The sequence below is a fragment of the Streptomyces sp. NPDC059247 genome (genome assembly GCF_042754005.1).
Taxonomy (GTDB): Bacteria; Actinomycetota; Actinomycetes; order Streptomycetales; family Streptomycetaceae; genus Streptomyces.
Genome location: NZ_JBHYZW010000002.1, coordinates 202417 through 219473, shown reverse-complemented (window position 1 = coordinate 219473; position 17057 = coordinate 202417). Strand labels below are relative to the sequence as shown.

Annotated in this window: 11 protein-coding genes and 1 riboswitch; of the genes, 7 read left to right on the top strand and 4 right to left on the bottom strand. The window is 70.6% G+C overall.

The genetic code is table 11. The annotated features are described in order from the left end of the window. The first annotated feature begins 108 nt into the window (after positions 1–108). Together ACFXGN_RS04895 and ACFXGN_RS04890 are read left to right on the top strand one after the other, a co-directional pair. A complete protein-coding gene (locus ACFXGN_RS04895; RefSeq protein ID WP_384853533.1) occupies positions 109–834 on the top strand; it encodes an IclR family transcriptional regulator in 726 nt (241 codons plus the stop codon). Between the two features lie 136 nt (positions 835–970). Then, entirely contained in the window at positions 971–1414 is a 444-nt protein-coding gene (locus tag ACFXGN_RS04890) for an SsgA family sporulation/cell division regulator (RefSeq protein ID WP_351783574.1), read from the top strand. A 175-nt stretch (positions 1415–1589) separates the two neighbouring features. Here the strand turns inward: ACFXGN_RS04890 and ACFXGN_RS04885 are convergent, their stop codons facing one another. Beyond that, on the bottom strand, positions 1590–2972 hold the full coding sequence (locus ACFXGN_RS04885; protein ID WP_384853532.1) for a YibE/F family protein: 1383 nt from the start codon (positions 2970–2972) through the stop codon (positions 1590–1592). Positions 2973–3043: 71 nt separating this feature from the next. Further along, positions 3044–3190, top strand: a riboswitch (TPP riboswitch). On the opposite strand from ACFXGN_RS04885, the gene thiC reads away from it, so the two are divergent. After that, positions 3184–4965: a phosphomethylpyrimidine synthase ThiC gene (gene thiC / locus ACFXGN_RS04880; RefSeq protein WP_384853529.1), complete on the top strand. Its 1782-nt coding sequence runs from the start codon at positions 3184–3186 to the stop codon at positions 4963–4965. It overlaps the preceding riboswitch by 7 nt. 37 nt (positions 4966–5002) lie before the next feature. Here thiC and ACFXGN_RS04875 read toward each other — a convergent pair whose 3' ends face one another. The 3 genes from ACFXGN_RS04875 to ACFXGN_RS04865 all read right to left on the bottom strand — a co-directional run bounded on the left by ACFXGN_RS04875 (position 5003) and on the right by ACFXGN_RS04865 (position 8680). After that, complete coding sequence (locus ACFXGN_RS04875; protein WP_384853528.1) at positions 5003–5647, bottom strand: hypothetical protein; 645 nt, start codon at positions 5645–5647, stop codon at positions 5003–5005. A gap of 161 nt (positions 5648–5808) precedes the next feature. Then, positions 5809–7275 carry a metallophosphoesterase gene (locus ACFXGN_RS04870; protein WP_384853525.1) on the bottom strand — a complete coding sequence of 489 codons (1467 nt, stop codon included), beginning with the start codon at positions 7273–7275 and terminating at the stop codon, positions 5809–5811. A 298-nt stretch (positions 7276–7573) separates the two neighbouring features. Continuing rightward, positions 7574–8680, bottom strand: coding sequence for a LacI family DNA-binding transcriptional regulator (locus ACFXGN_RS04865; protein ID WP_351783227.1), 1107 nt, complete (start codon positions 8678–8680; stop codon positions 7574–7576). Positions 8681–9097: 417 nt separating this feature from the next. Between ACFXGN_RS04865 and hisC the strand changes: the two genes are divergently transcribed. From hisC to cydD, 4 genes are all read left to right on the top strand, one after another. Then, positions 9098–10195 (top strand): histidinol-phosphate transaminase, encoded by a 1098-nt coding sequence (hisC, locus tag ACFXGN_RS04860; RefSeq protein ID WP_384853522.1) that lies wholly within the window; start codon positions 9098–9100, stop codon positions 10193–10195. Positions 10196–10747: 552 nt separating this feature from the next. Next, positions 10748–12256 carry a cytochrome ubiquinol oxidase subunit I gene (locus tag ACFXGN_RS04855; RefSeq protein ID WP_384853521.1) on the top strand — a complete coding sequence of 503 codons (1509 nt, stop codon included), beginning with the start codon at positions 10748–10750 and terminating at the stop codon, positions 12254–12256. 18 nt (positions 12257–12274) lie between these two features. After that, entirely contained in the window at positions 12275–13276 is a 1002-nt protein-coding gene (cydB, locus tag ACFXGN_RS04850; RefSeq protein WP_384853519.1) for a cytochrome d ubiquinol oxidase subunit II, read from the top strand. A gap of 20 nt (positions 13277–13296) precedes the next feature. Continuing rightward, positions 13297–17007 carry a thiol reductant ABC exporter subunit CydD gene (cydD, locus tag ACFXGN_RS04845; protein ID WP_384853516.1) on the top strand — a complete coding sequence of 1237 codons (3711 nt, stop codon included), beginning with the start codon at positions 13297–13299 and terminating at the stop codon, positions 17005–17007. The last annotated feature ends 50 nt before the right edge of the window (positions 17008–17057 follow it).

The window sequence follows — 17057 nt, the reverse complement described above, 5'->3', positions numbered from 1 at the left end:
GCGCGCGGGGGCGGCCCCCGCGGGCGGGTGCGGTGCATCCGTCGTCTCGCCTGGGGGTGACCTTTGGCCACGGTTACGCAGACTTCTGCGCCTACCCTGATCGGCTCGGTGCAGCGAGCGCTGAGACTCCTGGAGGCCGTGGCCTCACACACGGACGGCGCTCCGGCCAAACAGCTCGCCCGTGAGACGGGCCTTCCGCTGCCCACCACGTACCACCTGCTGCGCACCCTGACGCATGAGGGCTATCTGCGCCGCGAGAAGGGTGTGTTCCTCCTCGGGGAGGCAGCCGTCCGGCTCGCCGGTGGCGGAGCTGTGCAGAATCGTCGCATCAAGATCGAGGACTCCCTGGCGCGCTGGCGGGACGAGATCGGTGTGCCGGTCTACTTCGCCCTCTACCGCGACGGCGAGGTCGAACTCGTCTCGGTCGCGGACACCCCCTCCTCCCCCGCAGTGGAGGAGTGGGCCGACTTCCGCGAGACCGCGCACGCCCACGCGATCGGGCAGTGTCTGTTGAGCCAACTCGATCTGAAATCTCGTCAAGACCACCTCGACCGACATCCGGTCGAAGCCATCACGCCGTATACGCTGCGTAACCATCGTGCTCTTTTGGAGCGTTTGGGTGGTTTGGGGCGAATGGAGCCCCTGGTGGAGCGTCAGGAATATGCGCTCGGCACGGTTTGTGCCGCGATCCCCATCACGGCAGGCTCCACAGCCGCCACTGTGGCGATTTCCTTGCCCCTCCACCAGGAAGAACGGTTGCTCCCAGCAATCGAGCGGCTACGCATGGAGATCGGAAAGCTCTTCAACTCCCTCGCTTTCTCTATCAGTATCTGAAAAATCACTCCTTGTGATCTGCTAGCGCGTACAGCACGATTGCGTCAAGAGGGCCACGGGGGATCATTCCTGGCCGTTTCGGTCACAGCTTTCAGCAGCTGTTTACACAACTGCTTCATCTACTGCGGGGTACATGATGCGAGAGTCGGTTCAGGCCGAGGTCCTGATGAGCTTCCTCGTCTCCGAGGAGCTCTCGTTCAGGATCCCGGTGGAACTGCGGTACGAGACCCGTGATCCCTACGCGGTGCGGATGACCTTCCATCTCCCCGGAGACGCTCCGGTGACCTGGGCGTTCGGCCGGGAACTGCTGCTCGACGGGATCAACAGGCCGAGCGGGGAGGGCGATGTGCACATCGCCCCGACGGAGCCGGAGGGTCTCTCGGACGTCTCCATCAGGCTCCAGGTCGGAAGCGACCGGGCCCTGTTCCGGGCCAGCGCGCCACCGCTCGTCGCGTTCCTCGACCGCACGGACAAGCTGGTCCCGCTCGGTCAGGAACGGAACCTGGGCGACTTCGAGGACAATCTGGAAGCCGCGCTCGGCCGCATCCTCGCCGAGGAGAGCGCGGGCCCGGCGGCCTGACCGGCGCCCACCACCCGGCACGGGGCCGACATCTTCCCCCGCGCCCGGGGCGTCCCGCACGACGACGCCCTCACCGTCCCCGTACCCACCAGCACGGTGACACCTTTCCCGTACCGACCGGTGTGAACGGGCCTCCTGTCCTGGCTGTTCGCCGGTACCCGCCGTCCCGCGGCCCTCACTTGGCGCGGCGACGGCGCCCGCCCCGCGCGCCAGTCGCCCTCCGGGCGCCCGCTCCCGTACGGTCACCGGCCGCCGTCGGCCCCCCGGCACGCCCCGCGCCTCCGGCCCGTTCCCGGTCGGCGGAGACCACCAGGGCCGCGAGCGCCGTGGTGAGCGGCACGGAGGCGACCAGTCCGATCGAGCCGACCAGGGTCCGGACGATCTCCTCGGCGACCAACTCGCTGTTGGCCACCGTCCCCATGCTGCTCTGCGCGATCGAGAACAGGAGAAGCAGCGGAAGGGCGGCGCCCGCGTACGCCAGCACCAGGGTGTTCACCACCGAGGCGATGTGGTCGCGGCCGATCCGGATCCCGGCCCGGTACAGCGCGCGCGGCCCCATGTCCGGGTCGGCCTGGTGCAGTTCCCAGACGGCCGAGGTCTGGGTGACCGTGACGTCGTCGAGCACACCGAGCGATCCGATGATGATTCCGGCGAGCAGCAGACCGGACATGTCGATGTCCGGGTAGAGGCCGTGGATCAGTCCGGTGTTGTCGTCGGTGTTGCCGCTCAGCGAGGCCCAGTCGATGAAGAGCGACCCGAGCAGACCGATCAGCAGCAGCGAGATCAGCGTCCCGAGCACCGCGACCGAGGTGCGGGCCGAGAGGCCATGGCACAGATAGAGCGCGGCCAGCATGATCACGCTCGATCCGACCACCGCCACGACCAGCGGATTCGATCCCTCCAGGATCGCGGGCAGGATGAAGAACGTCAGCACGAGGAAGCTGATGACGAGCGCGACGAGCGCCATCAGGCCCCGCAGCCGTCCGACGAGCACCACCGCGAGCGCGAAGATCCCCGCGAGCAGGGCGATCGGCAGCTTCCGGTTGACGTCCGTCACGGAGTACTGGAGATCGTGGGGCGCGTCGGGGGCGTACGCCACCACCACGCCCTGTCCCTGGTGGAGTTGACGGGGCGCGTCCGGCTGCACGATCTCGGTGAACCGCCGCCCCTTCTCCGGCCCGCTGGCGACCTCGACCGTCGCCTTCGCGCACTGCCCCCGCCGGGAGTCGACGGCCTCGCGCCCCTCCGGGGTGGAGGTGTCTCCGGTCGGCGGGACCTGCCCGGCATTGACCGACGCGCAGTCGACGTACTGCACGGAGACGACCTTGCCCTGCTCCGTCTGCCGGTCGAAGCCGACTCCGGTGCGCTCGTGCGCCGGGGTGCCGCCCGGCCACAGCACCACCAGACCGACCACCACGGCGGTGGCGAACGGGATCAGGATCGCGGCGATGACCTTGCGCAGATGGCGGGAGACCGGGGCGGCGGGACCGTGGCTGTGGCTGTGCCCATGGCCGTGCCCGTGGCCGTGCGGTTCGGGGGTCTGATGGGGGGAAGTCACCGACCGATCATCGCAAGAACGGCAGGGGCCCACTGTTCAGCACGCCAGGGATGGCGCTAGCGTGGTGGCACCTTTGCACACGCGGGAGCTCGGAGCACCGGGCTGAGAGGGCGCTGATCACCGTACGCGCGTACTGATGTACGTACGGGAAAGGGCTGCGCCGACCGCCGAACCTGTTACCGGGTAATGCCGGCGTAGGGAGATCGGTCTCATGACCATTCAGGATGCACGCACGCCTGCCTCCGACCAGAACCGGGCCGACGGGCAGCAGCGCACGCCCGGTTGGCACAAGGGGTACGTCCAGGGCTCGCGCCCCGACCTCCGGGTGCCGGTCCGTCAGGTGCACCTCACCAACGGCCGGGACGTCACGCTGTACGACACCTCCGGCCCGTACACCGACCCGACCGTCGACACCGATGTGCGGCGGGGCCTCTCGGCCCTGCGCGAGAACTGGATCGTCGCGCGCGGTGACACCGAGGAGTACGCGGGGCGCCCGGTCCGCCCCGAGGACGACGGCATCAAGCACACCTCGCCGCGCGGCGGGCTCAAGAACCTCGACGCCGTCTTTCCCGGCCGGCCCCGGCTGCCCCGCCGGGGCCGCGAGGGCAGGGCGGTGACCCAGCTCGCGTACGCCCGCCGGGGCGAGATCACCCCGGAGATGGAGTACGTGGCGATCCGGGAGAACGTCTCCCCCGAGGTCGTGCGGGAGGAGATCGCGGCGGGCCGCGCGGTGCTGCCCGCGAACGTCAACCACCCCGAGATCGAGCCGATGATCATCGGCAAGCGGTTCCTGGTGAAGGTCAACGCCAACATCGGCAACTCCGCCGTCACCTCCTCCATCGAGGAGGAGGTGGAGAAGATGACCTGGGCGACCAAGTGGGGCGCCGACACGGTCATGGACCTGTCCACCGGCCGCAACATCCACACCACCCGCGAGTGGGTCCTGCGCAACTCCCCCGTACCGATCGGCACCGTGCCGCTCTACCAGGCGCTGGAGAAGGTCGACGGCAGGGCCGAGGAACTGACCTGGGAGATCTACAAGGACACGGTCGTCGAACAGGCCGAGCAGGGCGTGGACTACATGACCGTGCACGCCGGCGTACTCCTGCCGTACGTGCCGCTCACCGCGCGCCGCAAGACCGGCATCGTCTCGCGCGGCGGCTCGATCATGGCCGCCTGGTGCCTCGCGCACCACAAGGAGAACTTCCTCTACACGCACTTCGAGGAGCTCTGCGAGATCCTCGCGGCCTACGACGTCACGTACTCGCTCGGCGACGGACTGCGCCCCGGTTCGATCGCGGACGCCAACGACGAGGCGCAGTTCGCGGAGCTGCGCACGCTCGGCGAGCTGAACACGATCGCCAAGCGGCACCACGTGCAGACGATGATCGAGGGCCCCGGGCACGTCCCGATGCACAAGATCAAGGAGAACATCGACCTCCAGCAGGAGATCTGCGAGGAGGCGCCGTTCTACACGCTCGGTCCGCTGACGACGGACGTGGCGCCCGCGTACGACCACATCACCTCCGGCATCGGCGCGGCGATGATCGCCTGGTGGGGCACGGCGATGCTCTGCTACGTCACGCCCAAGGAGCACCTGGGGCTGCCGAACCGGGACGACGTGAAGACCGGTGTCATCACGTACAAGATCGCGGCGCACGCGGCGGACCTGGCCAAGGGGCATCCGGGCGCGCAGGAATGGGACGACGCGCTGTCCGACGCGCGGTTCGAGTTCCGCTGGGAGGACCAGTTCAACCTGGCGCTCGACCCCGACACCGCGCGTGAGTTCCATGACGAGACGCTGCCCGCGGAGCCCGCGAAGACGGCGCACTTCTGTTCCATGTGCGGGCCGAAGTTCTGTTCGATGAAGATCTCGCAGGACATCCGGCGGGAGCACGGCGGTACCCAGGAGGAGATCGAGGCGGGGATGGCCGGGAAGTCCCAGGAGTTCGCCGCGAGCGGCAACCGCGTGTACCTCCCGCTCGCGGACTGATCCACCGCCGTCGCTGAGACCGGTACCGGTACCGGTCTCAGCCGTCCGGGGTGTCGGGCCCGGGTGCGGCGGCGGCGAGGACGTCGTGGAGGAAGGGCACGATCCCGCGTTCGAGGAGGGCCAGGCGCCAGGCCTCCCGGGCGCGGGACAGCTCGTCCTCCACGACGTCCTCGCCCACCTCCGCGGGGCCGTTGCGCAGGGCCGTCACGAGGAGTCCCACGGCGGCGCAGAGCAGTCCCGCCGCGGCCACCGTCCCGAAGACCAGACCGGCGGTGAGCAGCGTCGCGCCGAACGCCACGGTCGGGGTGAGGGCGTGCAGGACCGCGCCCGTCAGCAGGAGGATGACGGCCGCCGCGCCCGCGAGGACGGGCACCATGACGGTGAGGACGGCGACGACACCCGCGCCGTCCGGTCCCGGACGGTCGGCGGTCGAGGGGCGGCTGCCGAGGGCCGCGCGGTGCTGCTCGCGGACCTTCACGTAGTGCTCGTACTCGCTCGCCGCCGCGCTGGTGACCAGAGTGGTCGCGTTCAGCGTGAGGGCACGCAGCTGTACGAGGGTGAGGCGGTCGCCCGCTCCGTCGAGATCCGGACGGGTGCGGGCGGTGTTCAGTGCGTCGTCGAGGACCCGCTCGTACTCGGCGCGGTCCTCGGTCAGCAGGTGCGGAGCCACGTTCATGTGCATCCCCCGATGGTCCGTGGCCGCGGATCAGCCGTGGCGAACGGTCGGTCGAGCGGAAACGGAGGAGAGCCTGCTACCAATGGACCCCGATGGTAGGACGGGGGCCCCACGGGCTGACAGGGTGTTTCCGGAATTCGACGTCCCCGGATGCGCAGGGTGACGCGTCAGCCGGTCAGGGGCAGTTGGACGACCAGGAGTTTTCCGGCCATGGTCACTCCGCCGTCCATGGCGATGGCGAGGCCCTCGGCGTAGACGTGCGGTCCGTCGACGACCGGTCTGGTGTCGTCCTCGCCGTCCTCCGCGCCGACCTGGCCGAGGAGGTACGGGATGGGGCTGTGGCCGTGCACGATCCGTCGGCCGCCGTAGGTGGAGAGCAGCTCCCGCACGGCCTGCGGGCCGCCTTCGTCGCGGAAGGCGAAGCGCTTGGTGAACTTGCGGAAGAGGTCCCAGACCTCGTCGGCGTCGTTCCGGTTGAGGAGTTCGTGGACCGTGTCGTTGACGTCCTCGATGGTCTCGCCGTACTCCAGGTACGCGGTGGTGTCGGAGTGCAGCAGGAGGTGGTCGTCCTCCCGCACCACGGCGTCGAGCCGGGACATCCACTGGAGGTGGACGTCCTGGAGGCGGTCCATGTCGTGCTTCTGCCCGCCGTTGAGCAGCCAGGCGGCCTGGAAGGTGGCGGTGCCCGCGCCGGAGTTGACCGGGGTGTCGCCGAACCGCTTGGCGCCGATGAGCAGCAGTTCGTGGTTGCCCATGAGGGCCTTGCAGTAGCCGCCCGCAGCCGCTGCCTGGGCGGACAGGCGCATGACGAGGTCGATGACGCCGATGCCGTCGGGGCCCCGGTCGGTGAAGTCGCCGAGGAACCAGAGGCGGGCGTTCCCGGCGGACCAGTCGCCGTTCTCGTCGATGAGGCCCTGGGCGTGGAGGGCGGAGGTCAGTTCGTCGAGGTAGCCGTGGACGTCACCGACGACGAAGAGCGGGCCGGGTCCCTCGCCGTTCCCGGAGGAGGGTTCGGCCGCGGTGACGGCCTCGGGGGCGACGGAGAGCCGGAGGGTGTCGCCGGGGCCGATGACGGGCAGGTCGCGCTCGGTCGGGGTGTATCCCTCGGGGAGTTCGCCGTCCGGGAAGGCGTTGCCGGGGTGGCCGGTGGCGACGGAGACGATCGCGGAGGCGGCCGGGGCGGGGTACGCGGGCGGGGTGCGGTGGCCGAGGAGCAGGGTCGGCTCGGAGGGCGGGGGGGCGCTGGGCGGGGGTCCCGCGGGGTGCCGGGGCGGCTCGGACGGGTACGGGGGGAGCTGGTGTCCGGCGGCGTGGTCGGCCTGGTCCTGCTGTCCCGGGGCGGCCGGGGCGTGCGGGTGTCCCGGGTGCCACGGCTGCTCGGGCGCGGTGGTGGGCATCGGGGCCGTACGGGGGTCGTGGTCGACCGGGTGCGGGGGGGCCGGGGGGCGCTCGGGCGCCGTGTGGTGCGGCTGCTCGGCTGGCGGGGCCTCGACCGGTGGCGGGACCGGCAGCGGTTCCCCGGAGGTCGGCTCGGAGGCGTGGCCCTGTACGGGCACGCGCGCGTACGGCGGTACTCGGAAGTCACGCAATGTCGCCGTGCGCGCCACGGGCTCCTGCCCGGCCCCCTGAGTCATGGACCCCTCCACCACCGTCGCGATGCCCTGCACATCGCGGACCGGCCTGGTGGGGGTGGCCCGCGATGTCGTGCGCCCATCATAGGAATGAGGGTCGTGCTGTGTGACGCACCAGGGGTGGTGAATCCGGGTCCACTCCGGGTTCACTGGTTGATTCGCCCGATTTGGGAAGGTCTAGTCCAGGGTAGAGGCCGGTGCGTCGGCCGGTTTGGCCGTCCCGGCCCACGGGCAGGGGCGGGACGGCGGTGGGGTGGCGCCCCGTCGGAGGTTCCGGTGCGGGGCGTTCCGTCGGGACTTCTCAGTCCTTCGAGGGCGAGCGCGGCGGGCTGACCGTCGTACGGGGCGAGCGGCGCTGCGAGGAGGTGCGGACGATGAGTTCGGTCGGTATCACCTGCTCGACCGGGCCGTCGGTCTCGATCCCCTCGATGGCGTCGATGAGGAGCTGGACGACGGCGGTGCCGATCCGGCGTGGCTTGAGCGAGAGCGTCGTGATGGGCGGTTCGGTGGTGGCGTAGACGGTCGACTCGCTGCAGCAGACCAGCAGCAGGTCGTCCGGGACGCGGAGTCCGTAGCGGCGCGCGGCTGCGAGGAGGTCGGTTCCGTTGGGGTCGAAGAGTCCGTAGACGGCGTCCGGCCGGTCCGGGCGGGCGAGCAGCCGGTCGGCCGCGACGGCGCCCGCGCACGGGTCGTGCGCCGGATAGGCCTCGTAGACGGGGTCCTGGCCCACCCGTTCGCACCAGTTCAGGTACGCGGTGGTGGACAGGCGGGTGTACGTGTCGGTGGTGGTTCCGGTGAGAAGGCCGATGCGGCGGGCGCCGGCGTCGGCGAGGTGGTCGAGCAGGTCGAGGACGGCGGCTTCGTGGTCGTTGTCGACCCAGGCGGTGACCGGAAGGGTGCCGGCGGGACGTCCGTCGGAGACGACGGGCAGGCCCTGGCGGACCAGTTCGGTGACGACCGGGTCGTGGTCGGAGGGGTCGATGACGACGGTGCCGTCGAGGGCGACGTTCGACCAGACGTCATGGCGGGAGGTGGCGGGGAGGATGACCAGGGCGTAGCCCCGGGCGAGTGCGGCCGATGTGGCGGCTCTGGCCATCTCCGCGAAATACGCGAATTCGGTGAAGGTGAAAGGTTCATCCCCGTACGTGGTCACGGTCAGGCCGATGAGTCCCGACTTGCCGGTGCGGAGCGTGCGGGCCGCCGCGGAGGGGCGGTACCCCAGCCGGTCGGCGACCTCGCGGACGTGGCGCCGGGTGGCGTCGGGGAGTCGGCCCTTGCCGTTGAGCGCGTCGGAGACAGTCGTGATGGAGACCCCGGCGGCGGCGGCCACGTCCCGGATGCCTGCTCGGCCCTGCCGGCTTCCCCGGGTCTGTGCCCGGCTCACCTGGTGCTTCCCTGCTGCTGTCATGGCGAGCCGATAGTAGGGCGACAAAGGGGGGTTCGGCCGGTCGCATATGCAGGCGTTGACAGGCACGTTTCTGCATGATCGAAAAGCATCAAGGCCCAATAAATCAAAGGCAGTTAGAGTGATTGTCGTGGGTTCCATCGGAATTGGACCACGTCGACCTGGCGAGAGGGCGAGGTCTCGAAGAGGTCTCAACTCACCTCTACGGGGGATGCGCGCTACGGCGCTCGCCACCGGCGCGCGCTACCCATGCGTGCGCCCCCTGGTCTGTCGGGCAGGAAGGGGTGGCGCGTCCGGGGCGTTTCCCTCCCGTTGTCCACAGGTCGTTCGCGGCGGGTTGTCCACAGGCCATTCGCAGCGGGGGCGAATCCTCTTAAGGTGAGGAGCATTGGCGGTACGTACGGTCGAGGAGGCCACACTGTGAGCGAGACCAGCGGGACGAGCACCGGCAGCCCGAAGCTGCGCGCCGAGCTGGACGGCGTGCCCACCTACAAGCCGGGCAGGCCCGCGGCGGCGGGCGGCCCCGTGGCCTTCAAGCTGTCCTCCAACGAGAACCCGTACCCGCCGCTGCCCGGTGTCCTGGAGAGCACGCTGGCCGCCGCCGCGAACTTCAACCGGTACCCGGACATGGCCTGCGCGGGCCTCACCGAGGAACTGGCCGACCGCTTCGGCGTCCCCGTCTCGCACCTGGCCACCGGCACCGGCTCGGTCGGCGTCGCCCAGTCGCTGCTTCAGGCGACCTCGGGCCCCGGCGACGAGGTGATCTACGCCTGGCGCTCCTTCGAGGCGTACCCGATCATCACGCAGATCAGCGGGGCGACCTCGGTGCAGGTGCCGCTGACCGAGGGCGAGGTGCACGACCTCGACGCGATGGCCGGGGCGATCACCGACCGGACCCGGCTGATCTTCGTCTGCAACCCCAACAACCCCACGGGCACCGCTGTGCGCCGGGCCGAGCTGGAACGCTTCCTCGACCGGGTCCCCTCCGACGTCCTGGTCGTGATCGACGAGGCCTACCGCGAGTTCGTCCGCGACGCCGGGATCCCGGACGGCATCGAGCTGTACCGCGACCGGCCGAACGTCGCCGTGCTGCGCACCTTCTCGAAGGCGTACGGCCTGGCGGGGCTGCGGGTCGGTTTCGCGGTCGCCCACGAGCCGGTCGCGGCGGCGCTGCGCAAGACGGCGGTGCCGTTCGGGGTGAGCCAGCTGGCGCAGGACGCGGCGGTGGCGTCGCTGCGCGCCGAGGACGAGCTGCTCGGGCGGGTCGGCTCCCTGGTGGCGGAGCGCGAGCGGGTCCACGCGGGGCTCGTGGCCCAGGGCTGGACGGTGCCGGACACGCAGGCCAACTTCGTCTGGCTGCGGCTCGGCGAGCGGACGGCGGACTTCGCGGCGGAGTGCGAGCGGCACGGTGTGATGGTGCGGCCGTTCGCGGGCGAGGGCGTGCGCGTCACGATCGGTGAGACCGAGGCGAACGACCTGTTCCTGAAGGCGGCGGAGGGCTTCCGCCGGGAGGGCTGACCGGCTGCCGGTGAGCTGCGGGGCCGGTCGCCGGTGGGTCCGGTGACCGGCCCCGTACGTGTTCCACCCGGATCGGGTCGCCTTCGCGGACGGGGGTCTGGGTCCGGTGGCCGGGCCTGGGCGCCGGGACCTGGGGGCCGGGACCTGGGGGCCGGGGTCGCCGTCGGAGGAGACCTTCTCGCCCTGGACGTGGGTGACGGAGGAGAGCGGGAGGCTTCTCACGGGTGCCGTGCTCGTGGGGGTCTCCGTCAGGGTCGCCGTGGTGTGTCCGGCGGGCCGGACGGCGCGTGTCCGACGACGCGTGTCCGAGGGTCGGGCCCGGGATCCGGCAGGCGGTGAAGTCGCCGGGAAGTCGTCGACGGGGGGCGGACCGATCGGCCGGCCAGGGTGGTCTCCAGGAGGGGACCCCCGGTCGAAGATACGGATTTCGTATGGTCCATAATGCTTGTGAATGTGAACGCGTTCACAAGCGTGTCCTGGTTCATCCCGTAATTCATGGGATTAGCAGGGCAAACTGCCGGTGTGACCACGGCGATGTAAGGAGAAAACGACGTGGACCTCGCTCTTGCGCCAGAGACCCTGGCGCGTTGGCAGTTCGGCATCACCACCGTCTACCACTTCCTCTTCGTCCCCCTGACGATCTCCCTCGCCGCGCTCACCGCCGGACTCCAGACCGCCTGGGTGCGGACGGAGAAGGAGAAGTACCTCCGGGCGACGAAGTTCTGGGGCAAGCTCTTCCTGATCAACATCGCCATGGGTGTCGTCACCGGCATCGTCCAGGAGTTCCAGTTCGGCATGAACTGGTCCGACTACTCCCGGTTCGTCGGTGACATCTTCGGGGCGCCGCTCGCCTTCGAGGCCCTCATCGCCTTCTTCTTCGAGTCGACCTTCATCGGTCTGTGGATCTTCGGCTGGGACAAGCTGCCGAAGCGCATCCACCTCGCCTGCATCTGGATGGTGTCGATCGGCACCGTCCTCTCCGCGTACTTCATCCTCGCGGCCAACTCCTGGATGCAGCACCCCGTCGGCTACCGCATCAACGAGGAGCGCGGCCGGGCGGAGCTCACCGACTTCTGGCGCGTGCTCACCCAGGACACCGCCCTCACCCAGTTCTTCCACACCATGACGGCCGCCTTCCTGGTCGGCGGCGCGTTCATGGTCGGCATCTCCGCCTACCACCTGGCCCGCAAGAAGCACATCCCGGTGATGCGGACCTCGCTCCGGGTCGGCCTGGTCACCCTGATCATCGCCGGTCTCGGCACCGCCATCAGCGGTGACCTGCTCGGCAAGGTCATGTTCAAGCAGCAGCCGATGAAGATGGCCGCCGCCGAGGCCCTCTGGGACGGCGAGGCCCCGGCCCCCTTCTCGATCTTCGCCTACGGCGATGTCGACGAGGGGCACAACAAGGTCGCCATCGAGATCCCCGGCCTGCTGTCCTTCCTCGCCAACGGTGACTTCGACTCCTTCGTCCCCGGCATCAACGACGTCAACAAGTCCGAGCAGGAGAAGTTCGGGCCCGGCGACTACCGGCCCAACATCCCCGTCGCCTACTGGGGCTTCCGCTGGATGATCGGCTTCGGCATGGCCTCGCTGACCATCGGTCTGATCGGGCTCTGGCTGACCCGAAGGAAGTTCCTGCTGGCACCCGGCCTGAGGACCGGTGAGGACGAAGTGCCGAACCTGGTCCTGTTCCGGCGGAAGGCGCTCAGCCCCCGGCTGGGCAAGTGGTACTGGATCATCGCCCTCTGGACCATGGCGTTCCCGCTCATCGCCAACTCCTGGGGCTGGATCTTCACCGAGATGGGCCGTCAGCCCTGGGTCGTCTACGGCGTGCTCCGCACCAAGGACGCGGTCTCCCCCGGCGTCTCCCAGGGCGAGGTCCTCACCTCGATGATCATCTTCACGACGCTCTACGCGATCCTCGCCGTGATCGAGGTCAAGCTGCTCGTGAAGTACGTCAAGGCGGGCCCGCCGGAGCTCACCGAGGACGACCTCAACCCGCCCACCAAGATCGGCGGGGACTCTCGTGACCCCGACCGCCCCATGGCCTTCTCGTACTGAGGCTCAGGAGATCGAGGCATGGAACTCCACGACGTCTGGTTCGTACTCATCGCCGTCCTCTGGATCGGCTACTTCTTCCTCGAAGGCTTCGACTTCGGGGTCGGCATCCTGACCAAGCTGCTCGCCCGTGGCAGGACCGAGAAGCGGGTCCTCATCAACACCATCGGACCCGTCTGGGACGGCAACGAGGTGTGGCTGCTCACCGCCGGAGGCGCGACCTTCGCCGCGTTCCCCGAGTGGTACGCGACGCTCTTCTCCGGGTTCTATCTGCCGCTGCTGATCATCCTGGTCTGTCTGATCATCCGGGGCGTCGCCTTCGAGTACCGGGCGAAGCGGCCCGAGGAGAACTGGCAGCGCAACTGGGAACAGGCCATCTTCTGGACCTCGCTGATCCCCGCGTTCCTCTGGGGCGTGGCCTTCGGCAACATCGTCCGGGGCGTGAAGATCGACGCGGAGATGGAGTACGTCGGCACCTTCTGGGACCTGCTCAACCCCTACGCGATCCTCGGCGGTCTGGTCACGCTCACCCTCTTCACCTTCCACGGGGCGGTCTTCGTCTCGCTCAAGACGGTCGGTGACATCCGGACCCGGGCGCGGGCGCTCGCGCTCAAGCTCGGGCTCGGTGCGGCGGTGCTCGCGCTCGGCTTCCTGATCTGGACCCAGGCCGACACGGGGGACAGTTGGAGCCTCGCGGCGATGCTGATCGCCGTGGTGGCCCTGGTCGGAGCGATCGTCGCGATCAAGGCGGGGCGCGAGGGCTGGTCGTTCGCGCTCTCGGGCGTCACCATTGCCGCCGCCGTGGCGATGCTCTTCCTGGCTCTCTTCCCGGACGTCATGCCTTCCTCGCTGAACCCCGAGTGGAGCCTCACCGTGACGAACGCGTCGTCGAGCCCGTACACGCTCAAGATCATGACCTGGTGCGCGGGGATCGCGACCCCGCTGGTGCTGCTCTACCAGAGCTGGACCTACTGGGTGTTCCGCAAGCGGATCGGCACCCAGCACATCGCCGACGCCCACTAGCCGGTCCTCTCCAGGGAGCAATGTTTCACGTGAAACCGATCGATCCGCGTCTGCTCCGGTACGCCAGGGCCACCCGTGTCTTCCTGCTCGCGGTGGTCGTGCTCGGTCTCGTCGGAGCGGCGCTGGTCATCGCCCAGGCGATGCTCATCGCCGAGATCGTGGTGGGGTCCTTCCAACAGGACCGGTCGGTCTCCGCCCTGACCACGCCCCTGCTGCTGCTCGCCGGAGTGGCGCTGGCACGGGGGCTGGTCTCCTGGCTGACCGAACTCGCCGCCCACCGGGCGAGCGCGGCGGTCAAGTCCGAACTGCGCGGCCGTCTGCTCGACCGGGCAGCCGCCCTCGGACCCGGCTGGCTGAGCGGGCAGCGGACGGGCTCGCTGATCGCCCTCGCCACCCGGGGCGTGGACGCCCTGGACGACTACTTCGCCCGCTACCTCCCTCAGTTGGGTCTCGCGGTGGTCGTTCCGATGGCCGTCCTGGCCCGGGTCGTCACTGAGGACTGGGTCTCGGCGGCGATCATCGTCGGCACCCTGCCGCTCATCCCCCTCTTCATGGTCCTGATCGGCTGGTACACCCAGGCCCGCATGGACCGTCAGTGGAAGCTGCTCTCCCGGCTCTCCGGCCACTTCCTGGACGTCGTCGCCGGACTTCCCACCCTCAAGATCTTCGGCCGGGCGAAGGCCCAGGCCGAGTCGATCCGCGCGATCACCTCGGAGTACCGCCGGGCGACGATGCGCACCCTGCGGATCGCCTTCCTCTCCTCCTTCGCGCTGGAACTCCTCGCGACCCTGTCGGTCGCGCTCGTCGCCGTGACCATCGGTATGCGGCTCGTCCACGGCGACCTCGATCTGTACACCGGACTCGTCATCCTCGTGCTCGCCCCGGAGGCGTACCTCCCGCTGCGTCAGGTCGGGGCCCAGTTCCACGCGGCGGCGGAGGGCCTCGCGGCGGCGGAGGAGATCTTCGAGGTCCTGGAGCACCCGGTACGGGCGGGCGGCTCGGGCGCGGTCCCGGACTCGGTGCGCCTGGAGCTGGACGGCGTGACCGTACGCCATCCCGGACGCGCCGAGCCCTCGCTCGACGTGACGACGCTGACCGTCGAACCCGGTGAGACGGTGGCCCTGGTGGGTCCGAGCGGGACCGGGAAGTCGACGCTGCTCGATGTCGTGCTCGGGTTCGCCGTGCCGGAGCCGGGCGGTTCCGTCCGCGTCGGCGGCGAGGACCTCGCCACGCTCGACCTGGAGGCCTGGCGGTCGCGGATCGCCTGGGTTCCGCAGCGCCCGTACCTCTTCGCGGGCACGGTCGCCGAGAACGTACGGCTGGCCCGACCGGACGCTTCCGAGGAGGAGGTGCTGCGGGCGCTGCGGGACGCCGGGGCGGACGGGTTCGTCGCGGGACTCCCGCAGGGGAGCGAGACGCCGCTCGGCGAGGACGGCGCCGGGCTGTCGGCGGGGCAGCGACAGCGTCTCGCGCTCGCCCGCGCGTTCCTCGCGGACCGGCCCCTGCTGCTGCTCGATGAGCCGACGGCCGCGCTGGACGGCGAGACGGAGGCGGGTGTGGTCGAGGCGGTCCGCCGCCTCGCCGCCGACCGGACGGTGCTCCTCGTCGTCCACCGCCCGGCACTACTCGCGGTGGCCGACCGGGTGGTACGGATCGCCCCGGCGGAGCCCGTTCCGGCGCAGCCCGTTCCGGCGGGGGCCCGGGTGGGAGCGGCTCTCGAAGGTGCCGGGGTCGGCGGTACCGGCCTGACTGGTGCCGGTGCCGGTGCCGGTGTTGATGTCGATGCTCGGGCCGGTGTCTTCGGCGGGTTCGGGTTCGAGTTCGAGCCCGGGTCTGGGGCCGAGATCGGATCTCAGGCCGGATCTCAGGCCGGGTCTCAGGCCGGGTCCGTCCCCCGGGCCGCCGGTGGGTCCGTGCTCGGGCGGGTGCGGGGCATGGCCGGGGAGCTCAGGGGGCGGATGGCGCTCGCCCTGTTGCTCGGCAGCCTCGCCCTCGGCTCCGCCGTCGGGCTCATGGCCGTGTCCGGCTGGCTCATCTCCCGTGCTTCCGAACAGCCGCCCGTGCTCTATCTGATGATGGCCGTCACCGCCACCCGTGCCTTCGGCATCGGGCGGGCCTTCTTCCGGTACACCGAGCGGCTCGTCTCGCACGACGCCGTACTGCGGATGCTCGCCGAACTGCGGGTCTCCGTCTACCGGCGCCTGGAGCGGATCGCCCCGGCCGGGCTGGCCCGCACCCGCAGGGGCGATCTGCTCGCCCGGCTCGTCCAGGACGTCGACGCGCTCCAGGACTACTGGCTGCGCTGGCTGCTCCCGGCGGGCGCCGCGCTCCTCGTGGGCCTCGGCTCCGTCGGCTTCACCGCCTGGCTGCTCCCCGAGGCAGGTGCGGTCCTCGCCGTCGGACTGCTGGTCGCGGGCATCCTCGTGCCCCTGGCGAGCGGCACCCTGGCCCGCCGTGCCGAACGCCGGCTCGCCCCCGCGCGCGGCGCCCTCGCGACCGCCGTGGCCGATCTGCTCAGGGGCTGCGCCGAGCTGACCGTGGCCGGTGCGCTGCGCGGCCGGATCGAGCGGGCCAGGAGCGCCGACCGGACCCTGACCGGTATCGCCTCCCGGCAGGCCGCCGCCGCAGCCCTCGGCGCCGGTCTCTCCGCCCTGGTCTGCGGTCTGACAGTGGTGGCCGCCGCGGTCGTCGGCGTCCAGGCGGTGGCGGACGGGCGGCTCGGCGGGGTGTCCCTCGCCGTGGTCGTCCTGACACCGCTCGCCGCCTTCGAGGCGGTCAACGGACTGCCCCTCGCCGTCCAGTACCGGCAGCGCGTCAAGCACAGCTCCGAGCGGGTCTTCGACATGCTGGACGCGCCCGTGCCCGTACGGGAGCCGGTCCGGCCCGAGACGCCCCCGGAGAGCCCCTTCCCGCTGGAGCTCGACGGGCTCTCCGCCCGGCACGCCGGGCAGGAGCGGGCCGCGCTCGCCGATTTCCGGCTGACCCTGGACGCCGGGCGCCGGGTCGCCGTGGTCGGCGCCTCCGGTTCCGGCAAGACCACGCTCGCCCAGGTGCTGCTGCGCTTCCTGGACGTGGAGCACGGCGCGTACCGGATCGGCGGGGTGCCCGCGGGCGCGCTCGACGGCGACCAGGTACGGCGGTTCGTCGGCCTCTGCGCCCAGGACGCGCACCTCTTCGACAGTTCCGTCCGCGAGAACCTGCGCCTCGCCCGTACCGACGCCGACGACGCCGAACTGCGCGAGGCACTGCGCGGGGCCCGGCTGCTCGACTGGGCGGACGGTCTGCCGGACGGTCTCGACACCCTCGTGGGTGAACACGGCTCCCGGCTCTCCGGCGGGCAGCGGCAGCGGCTCGCGCTGGCCCGCGCGCTCCTCGCGGACTTCCCCGTCCTCGTCCTCGACGAGCCCGCCGAGCACCTGGACCTGCCCACCGCCGACGCGCTCACCGACGATCTGCTGCGGGCCACCGAGGGCCGTACGACCGTCCTCATCACCCACCGGCTGCACGGGCTCGACGCGGTCGACGAGGTCATCGTCCTGGACGAGGGCCGGACCGTGCAGCACGGCCCGTACGCGGAGCTGGCATCGGTGGACGGCCCGTTGCGCCGGATGCTGGAGCAGGAACGCGCGACCGATCTGCTCGTCGTCGGCGCGGAGGACGCGGAGACCAAGGAGATCACGGAGACCACGGAGGACGCGGGGATCGCGGAAGCCACGGCTGTCCCGGCCTGAGGCCCGGCGGCTGTACCCGGCCCCGGTACGCACCCGGGGCCGGGCCCTGG